Annotated in this window: 18 protein-coding genes; 14 read left to right on the top strand and 4 right to left on the bottom strand. The window is 36.5% G+C overall.

Annotated elements, in window-relative coordinates; all coding sequences use genetic code 11:
- From LB465_RS13545 to LB465_RS13495, 11 genes are all read left to right on the top strand, one after another.
- The gene (locus LB465_RS13545; protein ID WP_224470403.1) at positions 1-615 is read left to right on the top strand and encodes a hypothetical protein; all 615 of its coding nucleotides are present in this window, start codon (positions 1-3) and stop codon (positions 613-615) included.
- Entirely contained in the window at positions 596-853 is a 258-nt protein-coding gene (locus LB465_RS13540) for a phosphopantetheine-binding protein (RefSeq protein WP_224470402.1), read from the top strand. Before LB465_RS13545 ends, LB465_RS13540 begins: the two co-directional genes overlap by 20 nt.
- A 3-nt stretch (positions 854-856) precedes the next feature.
- Entirely contained in the window at positions 857-2,047 is a 1,191-nt protein-coding gene (locus LB465_RS13535) for a beta-ketoacyl-[acyl-carrier-protein] synthase family protein (protein WP_224470401.1), read from the top strand.
- Positions 2,037-3,101 carry a beta-ketoacyl synthase chain length factor gene (locus LB465_RS13530; RefSeq protein ID WP_224470400.1) on the top strand — a complete coding sequence of 355 codons (1,065 nt, stop codon included), beginning with the start codon at positions 2,037-2,039 and terminating at the stop codon, positions 3,099-3,101. Before LB465_RS13535 ends, LB465_RS13530 begins: the two co-directional genes overlap by 11 nt.
- A complete protein-coding gene (locus LB465_RS13525; protein ID WP_224470399.1) occupies positions 3,091-3,861 on the top strand; it encodes a polysaccharide deacetylase family protein in 771 nt (256 codons plus the stop codon). The genes LB465_RS13530 and LB465_RS13525 overlap by 11 nt, the downstream gene beginning before the upstream one ends.
- Positions 3,848-4,468, top strand: coding sequence for a LolA family protein (locus LB465_RS13520; RefSeq protein WP_224470398.1), 621 nt, complete (start codon positions 3,848-3,850; stop codon positions 4,466-4,468). The genes LB465_RS13525 and LB465_RS13520 overlap by 14 nt, the downstream gene beginning before the upstream one ends.
- A 69-nt stretch (positions 4,469-4,537) precedes the next feature.
- Positions 4,538-4,909, top strand: coding sequence for a hydroxymyristoyl-ACP dehydratase (locus tag LB465_RS13515; protein WP_224470397.1), 372 nt, complete (start codon positions 4,538-4,540; stop codon positions 4,907-4,909).
- A 60-nt stretch (positions 4,910-4,969) separates the two neighbouring features.
- The gene (locus LB465_RS13510; RefSeq protein WP_224470396.1) at positions 4,970-6,169 is read left to right on the top strand and encodes a DUF2062 domain-containing protein; all 1,200 of its coding nucleotides are present in this window, start codon (positions 4,970-4,972) and stop codon (positions 6,167-6,169) included.
- Positions 6,170-6,229: 60 nt separating this feature from the next.
- Positions 6,230-9,145, top strand: coding sequence for an MMPL family transporter (locus LB465_RS13505; protein WP_224470395.1), 2,916 nt, complete (start codon positions 6,230-6,232; stop codon positions 9,143-9,145).
- Positions 9,146-9,154: 9 nt separating this feature from the next.
- Entirely contained in the window at positions 9,155-10,813 is a 1,659-nt protein-coding gene (locus tag LB465_RS13500; protein WP_394370938.1) for a C45 family autoproteolytic acyltransferase/hydolase, read from the top strand.
- A complete protein-coding gene (locus LB465_RS13495; protein WP_224470393.1) occupies positions 10,814-12,070 on the top strand; it encodes a phenylacetate--CoA ligase family protein in 1,257 nt (418 codons plus the stop codon).
- A gap of 61 nt (positions 12,071-12,131) precedes the next feature.
- On the opposite strand, the gene LB465_RS13490 is transcribed toward LB465_RS13495, so the two are convergent.
- Positions 12,132-12,881, bottom strand: coding sequence for a C40 family peptidase (locus LB465_RS13490; RefSeq protein ID WP_224470392.1), 750 nt, complete (start codon positions 12,879-12,881; stop codon positions 12,132-12,134).
- Positions 12,882-12,899: 18 nt separating this feature from the next.
- The gene (locus tag LB465_RS13485) at positions 12,900-14,081 is read right to left on the bottom strand and encodes an acetyl-CoA C-acyltransferase (RefSeq protein ID WP_224470416.1); all 1,182 of its coding nucleotides are present in this window, start codon (positions 14,079-14,081) and stop codon (positions 12,900-12,902) included.
- Positions 14,082-14,196: 115 nt separating this feature from the next.
- On the opposite strand from LB465_RS13485, the gene LB465_RS13480 reads away from it, so the two are divergent.
- A complete protein-coding gene (locus LB465_RS13480; protein ID WP_224470391.1) occupies positions 14,197-16,242 on the top strand; it encodes an HD family phosphohydrolase in 2,046 nt (681 codons plus the stop codon).
- A 3-nt stretch (positions 16,243-16,245) separates the two neighbouring features.
- Here the strand turns inward: LB465_RS13480 and LB465_RS13475 are convergent, their stop codons facing one another.
- Positions 16,246-16,695, bottom strand: a complete 450-nt coding sequence (locus LB465_RS13475) for a GreA/GreB family elongation factor (RefSeq protein ID WP_224470390.1) — start codon at positions 16,693-16,695, stop codon at positions 16,246-16,248.
- A gap of 188 nt (positions 16,696-16,883) precedes the next feature.
- On the opposite strand from LB465_RS13475, the gene LB465_RS13470 reads away from it, so the two are divergent.
- Both LB465_RS13470 and LB465_RS13465 read left to right on the top strand, forming a co-directional pair.
- Entirely contained in the window at positions 16,884-17,537 is a 654-nt protein-coding gene (locus tag LB465_RS13470; RefSeq protein ID WP_224470389.1) for a SatD family protein, read from the top strand.
- A 2-nt stretch (positions 17,538-17,539) separates the two neighbouring features.
- Complete coding sequence (locus tag LB465_RS13465; protein WP_224470388.1) at positions 17,540-18,271, top strand: DUF3307 domain-containing protein; 732 nt, start codon at positions 17,540-17,542, stop codon at positions 18,269-18,271.
- Here LB465_RS13465 and LB465_RS13460 read toward each other — a convergent pair.
- Positions 18,248-18,655, bottom strand: coding sequence for a glyoxalase (locus LB465_RS13460; protein WP_224470387.1), 408 nt, complete (start codon positions 18,653-18,655; stop codon positions 18,248-18,250). The two genes, LB465_RS13465 and LB465_RS13460, sit on opposite strands and share 24 nt — an antisense overlap.
- Positions 18,656-18,791 lie beyond the last annotated feature (136 nt).

Below are 18,791 nucleotides of genomic sequence, written 5' to 3'. Positions count from 1 at the left end.
ATGCCAAATCAATTTCATATACAGGATTGGGTAAGGGTTAAAAATGGTGAAATTTTTAATTCAGAAGGGCTGGTTTTTGAATCTTCGGAAGATAAATTAAATCCTTTTCTAAAAGCTGCATACGATTGTTTTAAGCTGGAATATCCTAAATTCCATAAAATGGACGGACTATCTAAATTGGGAATTCTGGCTTCTGAAATTATTTTTAGAAAAAATAAACCAACAGAAGACACCGCCCTGGTAATCTCTAACAATGCCTCCAGCCTGGAAATCGACAGGCAATTTCAAGAAAGCACAGAAACCTTTGCGTCCCCTTCGCTTTTCGTTTATACCCTGCCCAACATTGTTTTGGGAGAAATAAGCATTAAATATAAGGTGCAAAGCGAGAATGGTTTTTTTATTTCTGAAAGGTTTAATGCTCAGCTGCTTAAAAATTATACCGAATCTTTATTGCTTTCAAAAAAAGCCCCCGAAGTGCTTTGTGGCTGGTTAGACTTGCAAAATGGCGAATATGATGTATTTTTGTGCCTGGTTTCAAAGGAGAGAAATATTCCATTTTCCGAAGAAAACCTCAGAAAATTATATTGCGCTGAAAATGACAAACCTACACACTGAACTTAAAGAAAGTATCATCGAGCAACTTAACCTGGAAGATATGGATCCTGCCGATATAAGCAACGACGAACCGCTTTTTGGCGACGGTCTTGGCCTGGATTCTATAGACGCGCTGGAGCTTATTGTGCTTTTGGAAAAAGATTACGGGATTAAACTTACAGATCCTTCGCAGGGCAAGGAGATTTTTGTTTCCATTGATCGAATGGCGACCTATATAGAAGAAAACCGAACCAAATAGTTTATGAATAAAGGTGTTGCCGTTACCGGAATAGGGGTTATTTCTGCTATTGGCAACAACACAGGGGAGAACTATCGCTCTTTAATTTCAGGAAAACACGGAATTTCTTCTCCTGAAATTCTTGAAACGATCCACAAAAATTTACCGGTTGGGGAAATTAAGATTTCTAACGAATCGCTCGCTGAGGATTTAAAACTTCCCAAAAATCATAGTTTTACACGGGCTGCTTTATTGGGTGCATTTGCCGTAAAAGAAGCGGTTACGCAATCTAGTTTGAAAATCGATAACGAGACCGGGTTTATTTCTGGAACCAGCGTTGGCGGAATGGATACTACAGAAACTTATTTTAAGGATTTTACGCAGGGAAAAACGGAGAACAGCCGATATGTACGCGCTCAACATCCAGGATTTACTACGGAAAAAATCGCTGAACACTTCGGGATCACCGGATTTGTAAGTACTATAAGCACGGCTTGTTCTTCGGGAGCTAACGCAATTATGCTGGGCGCAAGGATGATTAAAGCCGGAAAACTAAAGCGTGTGATTGTGGGCGGAACAGATTGTCTTACCAAATTCACCCTCAATGGATTTAATTCTTTAATGATTTTATCTGATGAACAATGCAAACCTTTTGATGAAAACAGAAACGGATTAAATCTTGGAGAAGGCGCTGCGTACCTGGTTTTAGAAGCCGAAGAAGAATTAAAGGGAAAACCGGTATTAGGCATAATTTCAGGATATGGCAATGCCAATGATGCATTCCATCAAACCGCCTCTTCAGAAAATGGGGAAGGGGCTTTTTTAGCGATGCAGAAAGCTTTAAAAATCGCTGGGATTTCTTCGGAAAGCATAGATTATATAAACACTCACGGTACCGCCACAAGAAATAATGATAGTGCAGAAACTGAAGCTTTAAAGCGTATCTTTTCTAAAAATTTGCCTGATGTTAGTTCTACCAAATCTTTTACCGGGCATACTTTGGCTGCGGCGGGAGCGCTGGAAGCGGTTTATAGTTTGCTGTCGCTACAAAACGAACAGGTTTTTCCTAACCTCAATTTTTCCTATCCAATGAAAACTTCAGGTTTTATGCCGGTGACTAAATTGAAAGAAAAACCGATCAATTATGTTCTTTCAAATTCCTTTGGATTTGGCGGGAATTGTACTTCATTAATTTTTAGTAAGAATGGAGGTTAAAATCTATATAAACGGGATCGGGAGTATTTCGGCACAGTCGGGGGATTTATTTTCGGGGGATTCGGCAAGGATTTATCAGGAAAATATTTTTCAGGCTATTTCGCCAAATTATAGGGAATTTATTAAGCCTATGGCTTTAAGACGAATGTCTAAAGCGACTAAAATGGGGATTACTTCAGCTAAAATTGCTTTAAAAGAGGCTGAAACTGAAGTTCCCGATGCGATAATTACCGGTACCGGCGAAGGTTGTAAAAAGGACACCGAAAAATTCCTGGAGAATTTGCTGGATCAGAATGAAAAATTATTGACCCCGACTTCCTTTATTCAATCTACCCACAATACTATTGGCGGGCAAATCGCTTTAAATTTAAGCTGTAAAAATTATAATGTAACCTATACCCAAAATTCTGTTTCCCTGGAAACGGCTTTGCTGGATGCCCAAATGCAGTTTGATGAGGATCCTGAAATATATTCAATTTTGGTTGGGGGAGTAGATGAAATTTCAGAAAAAATCACTTCTTTCAGAAAACTCGATGGGCAGTTAAAATCGAAATCCATTAAAAATCTCGATTTACTGAAGGAAGATTCTACAGGCACGATTACCTCAGAAGGGGCACACTTTTTTGCCCTTTCAAAAGAAAAAAAGCAAAATACTTATGCCGAATTTCAAACCCTGTTTATAAAAAATACGATTCAACCAGAAAACATTAATGAAGAAATTGAAGCTTTTCTGAAGCAAAACAACCTTGATTCAGAAGTTATAGATGTAGTGATTTTGGGGAATAATGGCGATAACCGGTATGATCATTACTATAAAAACCTTCAGCAAAATCTATTGAAAAATACAATGCAACTAACCTATAAACATTTGGTGGGTGATTTTGATACGGCTTCGGGCTATGCGATTTACCTGGCTGCTAATATTCTTAAATCCGGCAAAATACCTTCGGTTCTTAAATTAAATGACATAGATAGTAAAACCCCAAAAAATATTCTTATTTACAATCAGTATCTTGGTAGGGATCACAGTTTAATCTTACTCAGTGCAGTTTAAAATTATAAATACAGTTATTATCCTGCTGCTTTCTGCGGCTTTAGTCCTTGCGTTTTTTGGTTTTGCCTCATTTTGGTACGTATTGACTTTTATTCTTTTCTACCTACTTTTTTTGCTGACTGTATCTACAAATGTTCGGTTTAATTTCTTTGTAAACTCTATTAGTGAAAATCGGAAAATTAAAGAAAAACAAATCGCCATTAGTTTTGATGACGGTCCGGTAGAAAATACCCTTGAAATTTTGAAGGTTTTGGAAAAGTACAATGTAAAAGCCGGTTTTTTCTGTATCGGCAAAAACATTAAAGAACATCCGAAAATCTTTAGGGAAATTATAGAGAAAGGACATCTTGTAGGCAACCATACCTATAGCCATACCCGAAAAATGGGTGCTCTAAGCGTCTCAACAATTGTAAGTGAGATTGAAGCATGTAACAAAATAGCCGAAGAAACAGCGGGGATAAAAATGAAACTCTTTAGACCGCCTTTTGGAATTGTAAGCCCAAAAACGCAGAAGGCCCTTCAAAAAACCGGGATGCAATCTATAGGCTGGAGTATCAGGTCTTTTGATGCGGTGCTTTCTTCTGAAGAAATTATTCTAAAACGAATCAAAAAAAGACTTAGGCCGGGAGCGGTTATCCTTTTGCACGATAATAATGCTAAAACCGTCAACATACTGGAACAGTTGTTGCTATTTTTGAAAAACAATCATTATGAGGTGGTAAGACCTGATAAATTACTGGAAATCAATGCGTATTCTTAATATTCTATTATTGTTTTTAAGCCTGAATTTGGCGGCTCAGGAAGAGCTTTCTAAAGAAGAAATTTCCCTATTTCAGGAGGAGATGCTGACTAAAGCTAATGAGCTCACCACCTTGGAAGCCGACTTTATTCAGACCAAAAAAATTGAAATGATCACAGACGAATCTGTGAGCCGCGGCAAACTTTACTACCAAAATCCCGAAAAATTAAAATGGGAATATGCCGAGCCCCAGGATTATGTAATTCTCTTTATAGAAGGTGAGCTTCATATAGACTATGACGGTGATAAAAGTGTGAGAAATACCAGTTCTAACAAACTTTTTGACAAAATTGCCAAACTTATTACAGGAAGCGTGAACGGCAAATTACTTCAGGATAATGAGAATTTTGATATTTCCTATACCCATAAAAATAACCTGATCGCTGCTTTAATAATTCCGAAAGATAAAAATTTAAAAGCGATGTTTGCTGAAATTCACTTATCCTTTAATGAAGAAAATATCGTGGAACAGGTTGATTTAAAAGAGGAAGCCGGGGATATGACGACTATTGAGTTTAGCAATATTAAAATTAACCAGGAAATACCCGCTACGGTTTTTGAACCATAAAATCCTCCTGAACGCTTAAATTCCTGAAATTTCTACGTAATTTAGTAAGACACCAATACCAGCCAATACATGTTATTAAAGAATTTTTATTCAGTAATAAATTCTTCCGAAGAAAACGGAAAACAGCATACCCAGATAAAAATTAATAAAGATCACGAGATTTACGAGGGGCATTTTCCCGGCAGGCCGGTAACCCCCGGTGTTATTTTAATGAACTTATTTAAAGAAGAAGCCGAGCGTCGTTGTGCTTGCAAACTTCAGTTTAAAAAAGGAAACAACGTGAAATTTATGGCTGTGGTAGATCCCAATACCGATGCTGTGCTAAACCTGGAAACCGAAATCACGGAAGATAACCAGGAAATAAAACTTAAAGGAATAGCTAAGAACTCTGCCGGTATCTCGCTAAAAATCAACTCTATTTATAAAAAATTGGAATCTTGAGCCTATAGGAGTTTGCGCTTTGATTTTTAATTTTACTTTTGCAAGTAAAGCCATTTTGATTTGAACCACAAACCAATACATCATTCTAGATTTGAAGCTTTAAATTGTTGTATTATAATTCCTACTTATAACAACGAAAAAAGTCTAGGTAGCGTTTTACAGGATTTACTGTTATATACCTCTAATCTTTTGGTAATTAATGATGGTTCTACCGATACTACTGAAGAAATACTCAAAGATTTTTCTGAAATAAATATTCACCATTTTGATGAAAATAGGGGAAAGGGAGAAGCTTTAAAGCACGGATTTAAAATTGCTGAAGATCTTGGTTATGAATACGCAATAACTATAGACTCAGACGGGCAGCATTATCCTGATGATCTGGAGGTTTTTCTAAGTCAGTTGGAAGAGAAAAATCCTGATTCTGAAATTTTACTGGTGGGAGACCGTAATATGGGCCAGGATGGGATTCCCGGAAAAAGTACAACTGGTAATAAATTTTCCAACTTCTGGTTTTTGGTGGTAACCGGTACCCAGCTCACCGACACTCAAAGCGGTTACCGACTTTATCCTTTAAAAGTTATTAATGAAATTAAGCTTTACACCAATAAATTTGAGTTGGAAATCGAGATTATTGTAAAAGCTGCCTGGCGCAAAGTTAAGGTGAGAAACGTGCCAATAAAGGTTTTTTACGAAGAAAACCGGGTGACGCATTTTCGACCTTTTTGGGATATCACCAGGATCACGTTACTTTATATCTGGTTTGTTTTGGTGAGTTTTTTCTATATCCATCCCCGAGATACGTACCAGGATTTTAGAAAGAAAGGTTACAAGCGTTTCTGGAAAGAAAATATTATTAAAAGTCAGGAGCCGGCTCACAAAAAGGCCGCTGCGATAGCCCTGGGCGTTTTTGTTGGAATCTTACCATTTTGGGGGCTTCACACCTTGTTGGTATTTAGTTTGGCCGCAATGTTTAAGTTGAATAAAGTAGTAGCTTTTTTATTCAGCAATATTAGCATTCCACCATTAATTCCGTTTATTATTTACGCTAGTTATCAAGCAGGGTCTCTGCTCACCGGCCGCGGACTGTCGTGGGAATTAAGGCCGGAAGATTTTGATTCCACAGCCGATATTTTTCTTGGCTTATGGCAGTATATCATTGGTAGTTTTGCCCTGGCAGGAATCGTCGCGCTACTGCTATGGATTGTGTTTTATTTCTTATTTTCGGTGACAAACCAAAAACAGGTGGTAAAACTTTAAATGCACAACTTTTTCCTAAAGCTTTATTATTTTTTTCGAAGGCAAAAAACGATTGGTTTTTTGCTCCTGCTACTTTTTGTGCTTGTTGGCGGATATTTTGCTTTTAAAATTCAGCTGGAAGAAGATATTACCAAGCTGATCCCTTCCGGAGAAAAACAGAACGTTTTAAGAAAAGTTCTGTATAATACCGATTTTTCGGATAAACTTATTATCGCGGTTTCTTCGGAAGAGAAAAATCCGGAAGCACTTACTAAATTCGCCAGCCAACTCACCGATTCCTTAAATAGAGAACTGCCTCAGTATATTACCAAAATCCAAGGAGAAATTCCTGATGAAGGTATTTTAGAAGTTTATGACTTTGTTTATCAAAACCTGCCGCTATTCCTTAATGCGCGGGATTATGAGGAAATAAATTCCCGATTGCAGGAAGACAGTATCCAGGAAAGATTGGAAAGTTCCTACAGGGACTTGATTTCCCCAACCGGCTTTGTAACCAAGCAATTTCTTTTTAAAGATCCACTTTCTATAACAAGCCTTGGATTGCAAAAACTGCAGGAACTTCAGGTAGACGATAATTTTAAGATCTACAATAATTACCTGTTAACTAAAGACGAGCAGCATTTACTGCTCTTTATCACCCCTGAATATCCAGCTTCTGAAACAAAGAACAACGAGGTTTTTATAGAGCAATTGGATCAAATTATTTCTGATTTAAATAATACTTCTGAAGTAAAAGCCGAATATTTTGGCGGAGTACTATACGCCATTGCCAACGCAAAACAGATTAAAAGCGACATTCAGCTTACGCTTAGCATCGCCTTTTCCATTTTGCTAATCCTATTAATATTATTTTACCGAAGAATTTACGTACCGCTATTGCTTTTCCTTCCTAGTTTATTAGGAGCTTTAACCGCAATTACATTATTGTATTTTATTAAAGGAAGTGTATCGGCTATTTCTTTGGGAATAGGCGCGATTTTATTAGGAATAAGCCTTGATTATGCGCTGCATATCCTCACTCATTTTAGAAATAATGCCGATGTAAAAACGCTATATCAGGAAGTTAGCAAGCTTATTCTAATGAGTAGTTTTACCACGGCTATCGCTTTTTTATGCCTGCTTTTCCTTGAAAGTGAAGCCCTGAACGATTTGGGGATCTTTGCAGCAGTTAGTGTGGTAACGGCTTCAGTATTTGCTTTAATCCTTATTCCTCAATTTTATAATCCTCCTAATGATGAAGAAAATGAAAAAAGCAACTGGATAGATAAACTCGCTGCACAACGATTTTATCTGAACAAAGTTTTAGTAGGTTTTGTGCTGCTGTTATTTCTTGGCGGATTGTTCTTCTTTACCAAAGTTGGGTTTAGCGAAGATATTTCGAAGCTTAATTATGAACCTGAAAGCATAAAAAAGGCTGAAGAAAATATAAAACGAATTTCAGGTGATGCCGCGAATACCACCTATTTGGTTTCTTATGGAAAAGATATAGATGAAGCCCTTTCCCGAAATAACGAGCTTTACCTGGATCTAAGAACTTTGAAAGAGGACGGGCAGGTCAAAAGTTTCAGTAGTATTGGCGGAGTAGTGCTTTCTACCGATAAACAAACCGAAAGAATTGAAACCTGGGAAGAATTTTGGAGTGATTCTAAAAAGGAAAACCTAAAAAATAATCTCTTGCGGGAATCTTCTGAACTTGGTTTTAAAGCAGCGAGTTTTAACCAATTCTACGAGCAATTAAACAAAAATTTCAACGGCATATTCCTGGACGATTATCGTGATGTTTCAACACTTTATTTAGACGATTTTATAAACAGAAGTCCGGGTTTTTCTGCGGTAACCAGTACGCTTAGTTTTGATAAAATTAATTCGGAGGTTTTACAGGAACTTGAAGAAAAGCAGGGAATTATCGCAATAGACCGAAAGCAAATGAACCAGGATTTTTTGGGGGATTTAAAGGGTGAATTCAACCAACTTATTTTATTCTCTCTAATTGCCGTTTTTATTGTTTTATTGTTTTTTTACAGGAATTTGCTGCTTAGTTTACTCACTTTATTGCCCATTGCCATTACCTGGATTATCGCTCTTGGAATTATGGCAGTTTTAGGCATAGAATTCAATATTTTAAATATTATTATTTCAACATTTATCTTCGGGCTTGGGCTGGATTACAGCATTTTTATTACCAACGCCTGTCTAAAAGAATATGAAACCGGAAAACCAGCTTTAAAAACCTATCAGGCCTCTATTTTACTTTCAGTATTAACCACTTTACTTGGAATTGGAGCCCTGGTTTTTGCCAAACATCCCGCACTCCAGTCGGTTTCTGTGGTTTCGGTGATTGGGGTTTTAACCGCGGTGCTGGTGGCTTTTGTACTCCAGACAAAACTTTTTGATCTTTTATTTTTTCGAAGAAAATTAGCGCAGAAAGCTCCTTTTAGTTTTTATTCGTTGATTAAAAAATCTGGAAGTAAAGAGCAGCTCTATTTAAAAAATGCGCTTTTAGGAAATTACAGGTATAAGTCGGTTTATTCTGCTGCTAAAAAAGAATTTATTCAAAATCGGGAACGATATTTAAAGGTTTCCGGGTTTATAAATCCAGGTGAAAAAATCTTTATGCTGAATTCCAATTACGGAATTCTCCCTGTCTTTTTAAGCCTGAAAAATCCTGAAAACAAATTCTTTGTTTTAGATACAAATAAAGAAAACCGGAAAATTTCGAATAATACTGGTCAAAGCAATGCTGAGAATATAAATTTCAGTAAAGAATGGCCCGAAGATTTGAAGAAATATCCTGTATTTATTATTAGTAAAAAACCTTCAGAAGAAATCACTTCAACTTTAAAAGAAAATATCACCCGGTATGCTGAGAAAGTGATTATTTTGAGTTCAGAATATGAAAATCGGTGGCTTATCGATTTAAATTTCGAGATTATTTATCGACAAAATAATATTTTGGTTTTAAAAAGAATGGATTAAGTGAAGTTGATTTTATCCAAAATATCGGTTGTTTTTGGGATTCTAATCCTCTTAAATTCCTGCGGAGTAAAACGATCTATGGAAGACCGGCCCGATATTACCGGCATAGAAAAAATAGATACTACCAGAACCAAAATTAGCGACAATCATTATAAAATTGGGAAGAATTCCCTTTATAAAAATAAACACGGAATTTGGGAGCTCTACGTTGAAGGTGATGCCCTGGAGCGGGGTGTAATAAGTGGAAGCTTAACCCGAGAATTGATGCACAAACAGGAAACTGCATTTATGGAGAAAATCTATGAATTGGTTCCCAAAACCGGTTATCGCAATTTTCTAAAAAAGACAGTAGCCTGGTTTAACCGTAAAATGTACCTGCACGTCCCGGAAGAATATAAACAGGAAATTTACGGGACTTCCCTTTTTGGGTTGGAGAAATACAACGATTTTGCGCCGGCTTATATAAGAATGCTCTATTTTCATGGGGCACACGATATTGGCCACGCACTACAGGATTTAATGCTGGTGGGCTGTACTTCTTTTGCCGCATGGAACGATAAAACGGAAGATGGCCAATTGCTTTTAGGCAGAAATTTCGATTTTTATGCGGGAGATGAATTTGCCGAGGAAAAAATAGCTGCTTTTGTCAATCCTGATAATGGCTATAAGTTTATGATGTACACCTGGGCCGGAATGATTGGATCTGTAAGCGGGATGAACCAGGAAGGAATTAGTGTAACGATAAATGCAGGAAAAAGTAAAATTCCGTTGCAGGCCAAAACTCCAATTAGTTTGGTTGCTCGTGAGATCTTGCAATATGCATCTTCAACTGCAGAAGCCATAGAAATCGCTAGAAAGCGAGAAGTTTTTGTTTCAGAATCTATTATGGTGGGAAGTGCAAATGAACGGAAGGCAATTTTAATAGAAGTAGCGCCTGGAAATTTCGGTGTTTACGAAGTTGAAAACACCAATGAACTAGTGTGTAGCAACCATTTTCAAAGTGAAGCTTATGCGAAAGATAATCGGAACTTAAAAACCATAGAGGAAAGTCATACGCAATATCGATTTGATAAAATGCAGGAATTACTTTCTGAAAAGGAGCAATTGACGCCTGAAAAAGCTGCTGATATTTTAAGGAATAAAGAAGGTTTAAAAGGTTCAAAATTAGGGATGGGAAATGAAATGGCCATAAATCAGCTGCTTGCTCATCACGGTATCATTTTTAAGCCGGAAGAACGAAAAGTTTGGGTTTCAGCTAATCCTTATCAATTAGGTGCGTTTGTTTCTTATGATCTGGATGAGGCTTTTAAAAGTTTTGAGCGAGGGAATATTTCAGGAAGTGTTATGACTGATGAAACTATTGCCGAAGATCCTTTTGTAAATACCGAGGCTTATAAAGATTACGAAAAATATAGAAAATTAAGTCGGGAAATTAATGAAGCAATTTTAGTTGAAGAAAAGGTTTCCGAAGAAAAAATCAATGAGCTTAAATTTTTAAATCCGCATTTCTGGGAAGTTTATAAAATTACCGGAGATTATTATTTTCAGCAAAAAGAATATAAAAAAGCGGTGATTGATTATAAACAGGCTAAAAGGAGGGAAGTGACTACCTTGCCAGACGAAGAATATTTGGATAAAATGATTAAAAAATCTTACCGCAGACTTTAAATGACGAATTTTTACGAAATAAATAATAATGAAAAATTGCTGAAAAAGCAGTTAAATTATGTTGCTGCAAATTCTCCATTCTACAAAAAGCATTTTCAAAGTAATAAAATAAATATTGCGGAAATTCAGTCTTATAAAGATTTCAGGCAGATTCCAATTACCACAAAAGAAGATTTACAACATTATAATAAAGAGTTTGTTTCAGTTCCCGAAGATGAAATCATAGATTATGTAACAACTTCCGGAACTTTGGGAAACCCCGTGAGTTTTGCTTTAAATGATGCAGATCTGGATAGACTGGCTGAAAATGAGCGCAGATCTTTTGAGATGCTTGGGGTTAAGAAATCCAGCGTGGTACAAGTCACCACCACGTTAGACCGCAGATTTATGGCCGGGATGGCATATTTTCTTGGTTTACGAAAATTGGGAGCAGGAATTATAAGAACCGGCAGTGGGCTTCCGGGTTTGCAATGGGGATCTATAGAAAGGTTTAAACCCGAATTCCTGGTGGCGGTTCCTTCATTTTTATTAAAGTTGATCGATTTTGCCATTCAAAACGGTATCGACTATAAAAATTCTTCGGTTAAAGCAGCGGTTTGTATTGGTGAACCTTTACGAAACCCAGATTTCAGCCTCAATTCTCTTGGACAAAGAATAAAAGAACTTTGGGATATCGAATTGTTTTCTACTTACGCAAGTACCGAAATGGGTACTGCTTTTACCGAATGTGAATTTCACACCGGGAATCACAGCCTTCCGGAACTTATTTTTGCTGAAGTTTTAGATGAAAATCAGGAACCTGTAAATGAGGGAGAAATCGGGGAATTGATCGTCACTCCATTGCAAACTCAAACAATGCCTTTAATAAGGTTTGCTACCGGGGATATGGTGAAATTCTATGGGCAAAATTGTAAATGTGGAAGAGAATCATTGCGAATTAGTACACCGGTGGGACGCAAACAGCAAATGATCAAGCTAAAAGGCACAACGCTTTATCCGCAGCAAATTATAAATTTACTTACGGCATTTCAGTCCTTGAAAATTTTTGTAATTGAAGCAAGACTAAATAAAACTCAAACCGATGAAATCCTGATTAGGATTCCAGAAGATTTTACTGAATTTAGTGAGCTTCAGGAACATTTACAAGCTGGCTTAAAAGTGAAAGTAGCGTTAGAAAAAACTTCTGTAGAAGAAATTGAAAAACTAAAATTTCCCAGAGAAAGTAGAAAGCCAAAGCTTTTCCACGATTTTAGGTAAAACTTCTAGATTTTATCCCTCAACAAAGACGACTCGACTGCGCTCGAAGCGATAATTTTATTTATATAATCTTTTTGATTACCCGGAGTTTGTGGGTGTGCCGTTTTAATTCAGCATTAAAGATCCCGGAATGGTCAATTCGGTCTATTCGCACTTTTCCGTCTACGTGGATAATGTAATTATCGTTCATCATAATGCCCACGTGATCTATCACTCCTTCTTTATCATCAAAAAAGGCAAGGTCACCGGCTTCACTTTCTTCAATAAAACTTAGCGCTTCTCCCTGTTTAGCCTGATCGGCTGAATTTCGATTTAACTGGTAGCCGTTTAATTTGTAAACCATTTGCGTAAGTCCGCTGCAATCTATGCCCAATGGAGATTTTCCACCCCAGGAATATGGGCTGTTTAAATACAATAGTGCGGTTTTTACAATTTCCACCTTAAGTTTTTCACCCGAAACAGAATGCCCTTCAAAGTGATGATTTAATAAATCTGTGGCATTTAGTGAAGCTCCAATTGGTACGGTGATAAGATGGCCGTTTTGATCGGTTACAAAATCAAAAAGATCGGCAGAATAATTTGGAATTGCTTCGTCTAACCGATAGTAGGTTTCTTCCGGTATTTTAAGCAATTGTTTATTTGAGATCCAGGCCTCAAAATTATCGAATGCAACACGAATCCTGCTCCATTGGGCGCGTTCTTCAAGTATTTTAAAATGTTCTCCATAAAGAACCTGAGATACCATTTCGCTGTTATTTGATGTGGTTTCGCGAAGTGGTACAATGCTTAGGGGGCAAATTCCGTATTGCATTCAATAAAAAATATAAAATTAAGAGTTTCGCTCTATTACCATTGCAGATGCACCGCCACCGCCATTACAAATCGCGGCTGCTCCTAATTTAGCATTATTTTGCTGCAACACATTTAATAAAGTGATTAGAATTCTCACTCCGCTGCAACCCAGTGGGTGACCAAGGGAAACAGCACCACCGTGAACATTGGTGATTTCGTCGCTTATTCCTAATATTTTCATATTAGCCAGTCCAACTACAGAGAAAGCTTCGTTAAATTCAAAGAAATCTATATCATCCTGGGCAACGCCAGCATTTTTTAGTGCTAAAGGCAAAGCTTTGGCTGGAGAAGTGGTAAACCATTTTGGTTCCTGGGCGGCATCTGCAAAACCTTTAATACTTGCAAGAATTTCCAAACCTAATTCTTCAGCTTTTTCACGACTCATTAAAACCACGGCACCGGCACCATCGTTAATGGTAGAAGCATTGGCTGCAGTTACAGTTCCATCTTTACTGAAGGCTGGACGAAGTGAGGTTATTTTATCCATTCTCACATTCTTGAATTCCTCATCTTCTTTTACAACGATAGGATCTCCTTTTCGCTGCGGAACTTCAACAGGAACAACTTCGTTATCAAATTTCCCGTCGGCCCAGGCTTGTGCTGAACGTTCGTAAGATTTTATGGCAAAAGCATCCTGATCTTCTCTGGAAAAATTATGTTCTGTAGCACAAAGATCGGCGCAAACGCCCATTGCATTATGATCGTAAGCATCTACCAATCCGTCTTTTTGCATTCCGTCTTCCATTTTTGCCGGACCAAATTTCTGTCCTTTCCTATGGTATAAATAATGTGGAATTAAACTCATATTTTCCATTCCACCGGCAACCACTATAGAATTTTGTCCCAGCATAATAGATTGTGCACCCTGCATTACGGCTTTCATCCCGCTGGCACACACTTTATTTACGGTAGTACATGGAACCGAATCAGGAATTCCTGCTTTTAAAGCAGCCTGTCGTGCCGGTGCCTGGCCAACGCCGGCCTGCACTACATTTCCCATTAAAACTTCCTGTACAAGTTCAGGTTTCAAATTAATTTTATTTAAAGCTCCTTTGATGGCAACAGCACCAAGATCGGTAGCTTCTACGGTAGATAAGCTACCCAAGAAACTCCCAATTGGAGTCCTTGCGGCGCTTACAATTACTACTTCGTTATTCATCATTTATGTTTTAGTTATTTCTTCTTTTGCGAATTTAGTGATTTTATAAGGAACTTAGCAAGAGCGCTCATTCGGCCGCTATTTTTTAGTACATTTGAGCAATAGCACGATTTATATGAAGAAATTCGTAAATAACCTGTATAAAAATCAGGCGTTATTTTACAAGGTATTTTTATTTGCGCTTACTGCGGTGCTAATTGTTTACCTGCTACCCAAAGGAGGAAATTTTAAATACGAAATTCCTAAAGGAAAGCCCTGGCAGTATGAAAATCTGTATGCGCCTTTTGATTTTGCGATCTTAAAATCTGAAGAAGAGATACAGGAAGAGCGTCAGCAAATTATAAATAACCACACTCCATATTTTCAGTTTAACCAGGAAATTCCTACCCAGGTAAAATCTGAAGTACCTGAGGTGGTACCCGAAGTTTTTCCTGATAGTATCTTAAATAACAGGGAAACTCAAATTCTTAATTTTGTAAATGAAACCCTGGAAGACGTTTATGAATTTGGTTTACTGCAAGTCAATAATCGCATTGAGGATAATCAACTTGTTTATTTACGTAAAGGGAATGAGGCTTTTGAAATTTCCTATAAAAACATTTTAAAACAGGATCAGGTAAGGGATTTTTTGAATTCTGAGATTGAAGAATCTAATCTTTCAGAGTTTGAAAATGAGCTTTTAGAAGTTTTCTTTAACCTTATAGAACCTAATGTAAGTTTTGATAGTGAATTCACCCAGCGAGAGCTCCAAAGTAAATTAGACCATATTTCTTATACCCGTGGCAATATTGAGCAGGGGAGTAGGGTGATTGCACGTGGAGAAGTGGTAGAAGGTAATAAATACAATATTCTTAGATCGCTTAAAAATGAATACGAATCGCAGGTTTGGAGTGAAAGTAATTATAAATGGATAATTGTAGGATATAGTGTTTTGGTTGCCCTGGCACTTTTAATGCTTCTATTATTTATAAGAAAATACCGGGAAGAAATTTTTGAGAACAATGTAAAGGTCACTTTTATTTTCTTCAACATTCTTTTTATGGTGCTGCTCACCAAATTGGTAGTCAATTTCAATATAGATTACGTTTATGTGGTACCACTGTGTATTTTACCGCTTACTTTAAAAGCATTTTTTGATGCCCGTTTGGGAATGTTTACCCACGTAATTACGGTTTTACTTTTAGGCTTTATTGTGCCCAACAGTTACGAGTATATGTTCCTGCAAATTATTGCGGGGATTGTAACCATACTCACGGTTTCTGAACTTTATAAAAGGGCAAACCTCTTTATTTCAGTAGGGCAGATCACCCTGGTTTATATTATTTCCTATTTTGCTTTTACGGTAATACAGGAAGGAAATATTGCTGATGTTGAAGCTGAAGTCTTACTTACTTTTCTCCTTGGAGGTCTGGCCACGCTATTTGTACAGCCATTGATCTATATCTATGAAAAAATCTTCGGAATGGTTTCAGATATGTCTTTGCTGGAACTTTCAGATACCAATGCGAAATTACTGAAAGAACTTTCAGAAAAAGCTCCGGGAACTTTTCACCATTCCCTTAATGTGGCGAATCTTGCTGAAGCTGCTGCTAATGAGATTAATGCTAACGCAATGTTGGTTAGAGTAGGAGCGCTTTATCACGATATTGGTAAGATGAAGAATCCTACCTATTTTTCTGAAAACCAAACTTCGGCGGTAAATTCTCATGATGAATTAGCACCTAAAGAAAGTGCCCAAATCATCACAGATCACGTGATTAATGGGATTGAAATAGCCAAAAAGCATAATTTACCAGACAGGGTGATCGACTTTATTAGAACACACCACGGGACCACTACGGTTTATTTCTTTTATATGAAGGAGAAAGAAAATAATGAAAATGCCGTTGCAGATGATTTTAGATATCCGGGGCCAATTCCTTTTAGCAAAGAAACAGCGATCTTAATGATGTGTGATAGTGTAGAGGCTGCAAGTAAAAGTTTAAAAGAGCCTACTGCCGGGGTGATAGATAATTTTGTAGAGAAGATTATAAATAAGCAAATGAAGGAAGAGCAATTCCTAAACGCTAATATTACTTTTAAAGAAATACAAGTGGTGAAAAAAATCCTTAAGCGTAAACTTAAGAATATTTTTCACCTCAGGGTAGAATACCCGGAATAGGGTTTAGCCTACTGCGGTAATTTTTACTTCTTCATTATTAAAGTTAAAAGTATCTCCTTCTTTTTTACCTTCCATTTCCTGGTAAATTGGGGCTTCAGTTGAAATTGCATATACGCTGCTTCCATCTTCCATCGTGATTTCACCTATAGGAACCGAGATAAAATAATAGTTCCCACTGGTTTCCACTACACTGCCAAAGTTTATTTCTTCGCTGTAATGATCTGGATCTATTTTACTTAAACTTTCTTTCATTTCCTGGGCATCGCTTAAACGACCGGCATATTTTTCAAAATCACCTAATAATTGTCCTTTATTATCTTCATCATAATCTGTTTTCACATCATTGGCTTCCATAGATTCTTTAATGAGATCCATTTCCTTTTGGTATCTTTCTATTTTCTTATTTACAGCATCTAAACAGTTTAGATAAAGTTCTTTCTTATTACTTACCATATTATTTTTTGTTGATTTTTTTAAAATTAAATAACCTAAACAGGCTGAAAGAACTTTTAGCAAAAATTTAATAACACTCCCAATTTTCATTATAAGGATATAGACTTATAAACTTTTAACATAAGTCTTAAGGCTTATAAATAGCAAATATAAGTTTATAGACTAATATTTTTTATATATTTGGAATTATGATAGCCGTAATTACAGCCGATTTAGTAGATTCTTCAAATTATTCTGAAGCTCTTTTAGATGAAATTCTAAAGAATCTAAATTCAGAATTTGAAAAATTACAGCAGGAATATCCTGAAGACGAAATAGATTTTAAAATTTACAGGGGTGATAGTTTTCAGGGTGTTATTTCTCAGTTTAAGGATTCATTACAAATCGCATTGAGATTAAAAAGTTTAATAAATAAAGTGAAACTGAAAGATCAAAAACCCGCAAGCCCTTTAGCCGACGTAAAAATAGCTATAGGTATTGGTAGTTTTGATTATAAAGGAAATTCTATGGCTGAATCTAACGGGCAGGCTTTTCAATTTTCAGGAAGAACTTTAGATGAAATGAAAAATGAATCCAGGAAAATCCGTTTAAAAACCCCTTTAGAAACCTTAAATTCTGAATTTAATGCGAGTTTATTTTTATTAGATGCCGTGATGGAAAAATGGAGCCAGGCTTCTGCAGAAGTGGTTTATTATTTATTAAAAGGAATGAAAGAAACCGAGATCGCAGAGATATTGAAAATTAGCCAATCGGCGGTAAATCAGCGTAAAAAGGCTTGTGGCTGGGAAGCAATTTCGGTTTTGATGAAACGTTTTAAAAATGTAACTGCCCAGAGTTTTTAATTATGGAAGAAAATACACTAATCTTGCTTCAACTCCTCCTGGCACATATTTTAACCGATTTTGTGCTGCAACCTACCAAACTGGTAAAACAAAAAAGGGAGAAAAAGTTGGGTTCTTGGTTTTTATATTTCCATTCTTTTTTAGCAGGATTTCTTACCTATCTTTTTCTGCAGGAATGGCACTTATGGTATATACCAATAGTGATTAGTGTTAGTCACTTTTTTATCGATTTATGGAAACTTCAGCATAAAAGAGATACTTTAAAATTGTTTTTAATAGATCAGTTTTGGCATATTTTCATTATAATTTTGGTCTGGATTTATCTCATTGAAGGCTTTTCAGAATTGATTCCTTTTATTGCTGAAGCCTTTTCTACTCCGGTAATTTTAGCAATTATAATAGGATATTTATTGGTTATTTTTCCAACGGGTTTTTTAATTGGCAAAGCCACCCGACGTTGGCATAACGAACTTCAACCTAATGGCCAAAGTCATAGCCTGGAAGCTGCAGGCCGGTATATAGGTATTTTTGAAAGAATTCTGGTACTAACTTTTATTCTCACTGAAAATTTTTCGGCAATAGGATTTCTTATCGCCGCAAAATCTATTTTACGCTTTAGCGATAAAACCGATGCCAGTGCGAGAAAGCAGACCGAATACGTGCTCATAGGAACGCTAATGAGTTTCGCAATCACTATCCTAATCGGGATCCTAGTACGCTACTTCCTCTTCTAAAAGTTGAATATTACTCTGTAAGCGCTCTTTAACAATATTCATCATTCGCTTATTCAAGGCCGAAGAATTCTCGATATAAGTAGCATATTCTTTTAAAGTGAATTGTCCTATTATTATTCCCTTTAAGCTATTTCTAAATTTTATATCCTTTTGGATAGCATTTTCAATGTAGATAAAGCGCTTTTCAAGTTTTAATTCATAGAATTTGTTCTTGTGCTTTTTAGTGTAATTTCTAAAAACTTCCAGCAGGAGTTCATCCTGAAGTTTGGCGATAGGCCGTAAAGTTTTGTTCTGAAATTGTTCGTCTAAACTCATGTTTTCTGAAACTCTGGCCGAAGGAATTTCTGGCCTAAGTGCTACTAATTGAAGGTCACGTGGTATCATAAGAACTAGTTTTCTTAAATTTAATAAACTTTAAACCTCAAAATTCGAGCCTGTTTAAAGACTTGTAAACTACTTATAAACATTCTGCACGTTAAAATCGTCTTAATCGCCCTGTCTAAGCCTATTCTTCTTTTTA

The sequence above is a fragment of the Salegentibacter lacus genome, assembly GCF_020164555.1.
Classification (GTDB): Bacteria; Bacteroidota; Bacteroidia; order Flavobacteriales; family Flavobacteriaceae; genus Salegentibacter; species Salegentibacter lacus.
This window is presented reverse-complemented; position numbering and strand designations above follow the sequence as displayed.

Excerpts from the sequence above, each read along its gene's own strand:
- LB465_RS13545 (WP_224470403.1), top strand. The coding sequence starts at position 1 with ATGCCAAATCAATTTCATATACAGGATTGGGTAAGGGTTAAAAATGGT.
- LB465_RS13540 (WP_224470402.1), top strand. The coding sequence starts at position 596 with ATGACAAACCTACACACTGAACTTAAAGAAAGTATCATCGAGCAACTT.
- LB465_RS13535 (WP_224470401.1), top strand. The coding sequence starts at position 857 with ATGAATAAAGGTGTTGCCGTTACCGGAATAGGGGTTATTTCTGCTATT.
- LB465_RS13530 (WP_224470400.1), top strand. The coding sequence starts at position 2,037 with ATGGAGGTTAAAATCTATATAAACGGGATCGGGAGTATTTCGGCACAG.
- LB465_RS13520 (WP_224470398.1), top strand. The coding sequence starts at position 3,848 with ATGCGTATTCTTAATATTCTATTATTGTTTTTAAGCCTGAATTTGGCG.
- LB465_RS13515 (WP_224470397.1), top strand. The coding sequence starts at position 4,538 with ATGTTATTAAAGAATTTTTATTCAGTAATAAATTCTTCCGAAGAAAAC.
- LB465_RS13495 (WP_224470393.1), top strand. The coding sequence starts at position 10,814 with ATGACGAATTTTTACGAAATAAATAATAATGAAAAATTGCTGAAAAAG.
- LB465_RS13490 (WP_224470392.1), bottom strand. The coding sequence starts at position 12,881 with ATGCAATACGGAATTTGCCCCCTAAGCATTGTACCACTTCGCGAAACC.
- LB465_RS13485 (WP_224470416.1), bottom strand. The coding sequence starts at position 14,081 with ATGAATAACGAAGTAGTAATTGTAAGCGCCGCAAGGACTCCAATTGGG.
- LB465_RS13480 (WP_224470391.1), top strand. The coding sequence starts at position 14,197 with ATGAAGAAATTCGTAAATAACCTGTATAAAAATCAGGCGTTATTTTAC.
- LB465_RS13475 (WP_224470390.1), bottom strand. The coding sequence starts at position 16,695 with ATGGTAAGTAATAAGAAAGAACTTTATCTAAACTGTTTAGATGCTGTA.
- LB465_RS13470 (WP_224470389.1), top strand. The coding sequence starts at position 16,884 with ATGATAGCCGTAATTACAGCCGATTTAGTAGATTCTTCAAATTATTCT.
- LB465_RS13465 (WP_224470388.1), top strand. The coding sequence starts at position 17,540 with ATGGAAGAAAATACACTAATCTTGCTTCAACTCCTCCTGGCACATATT.
- LB465_RS13460 (WP_224470387.1), bottom strand. The coding sequence starts at position 18,655 with ATGATACCACGTGACCTTCAATTAGTAGCACTTAGGCCAGAAATTCCT.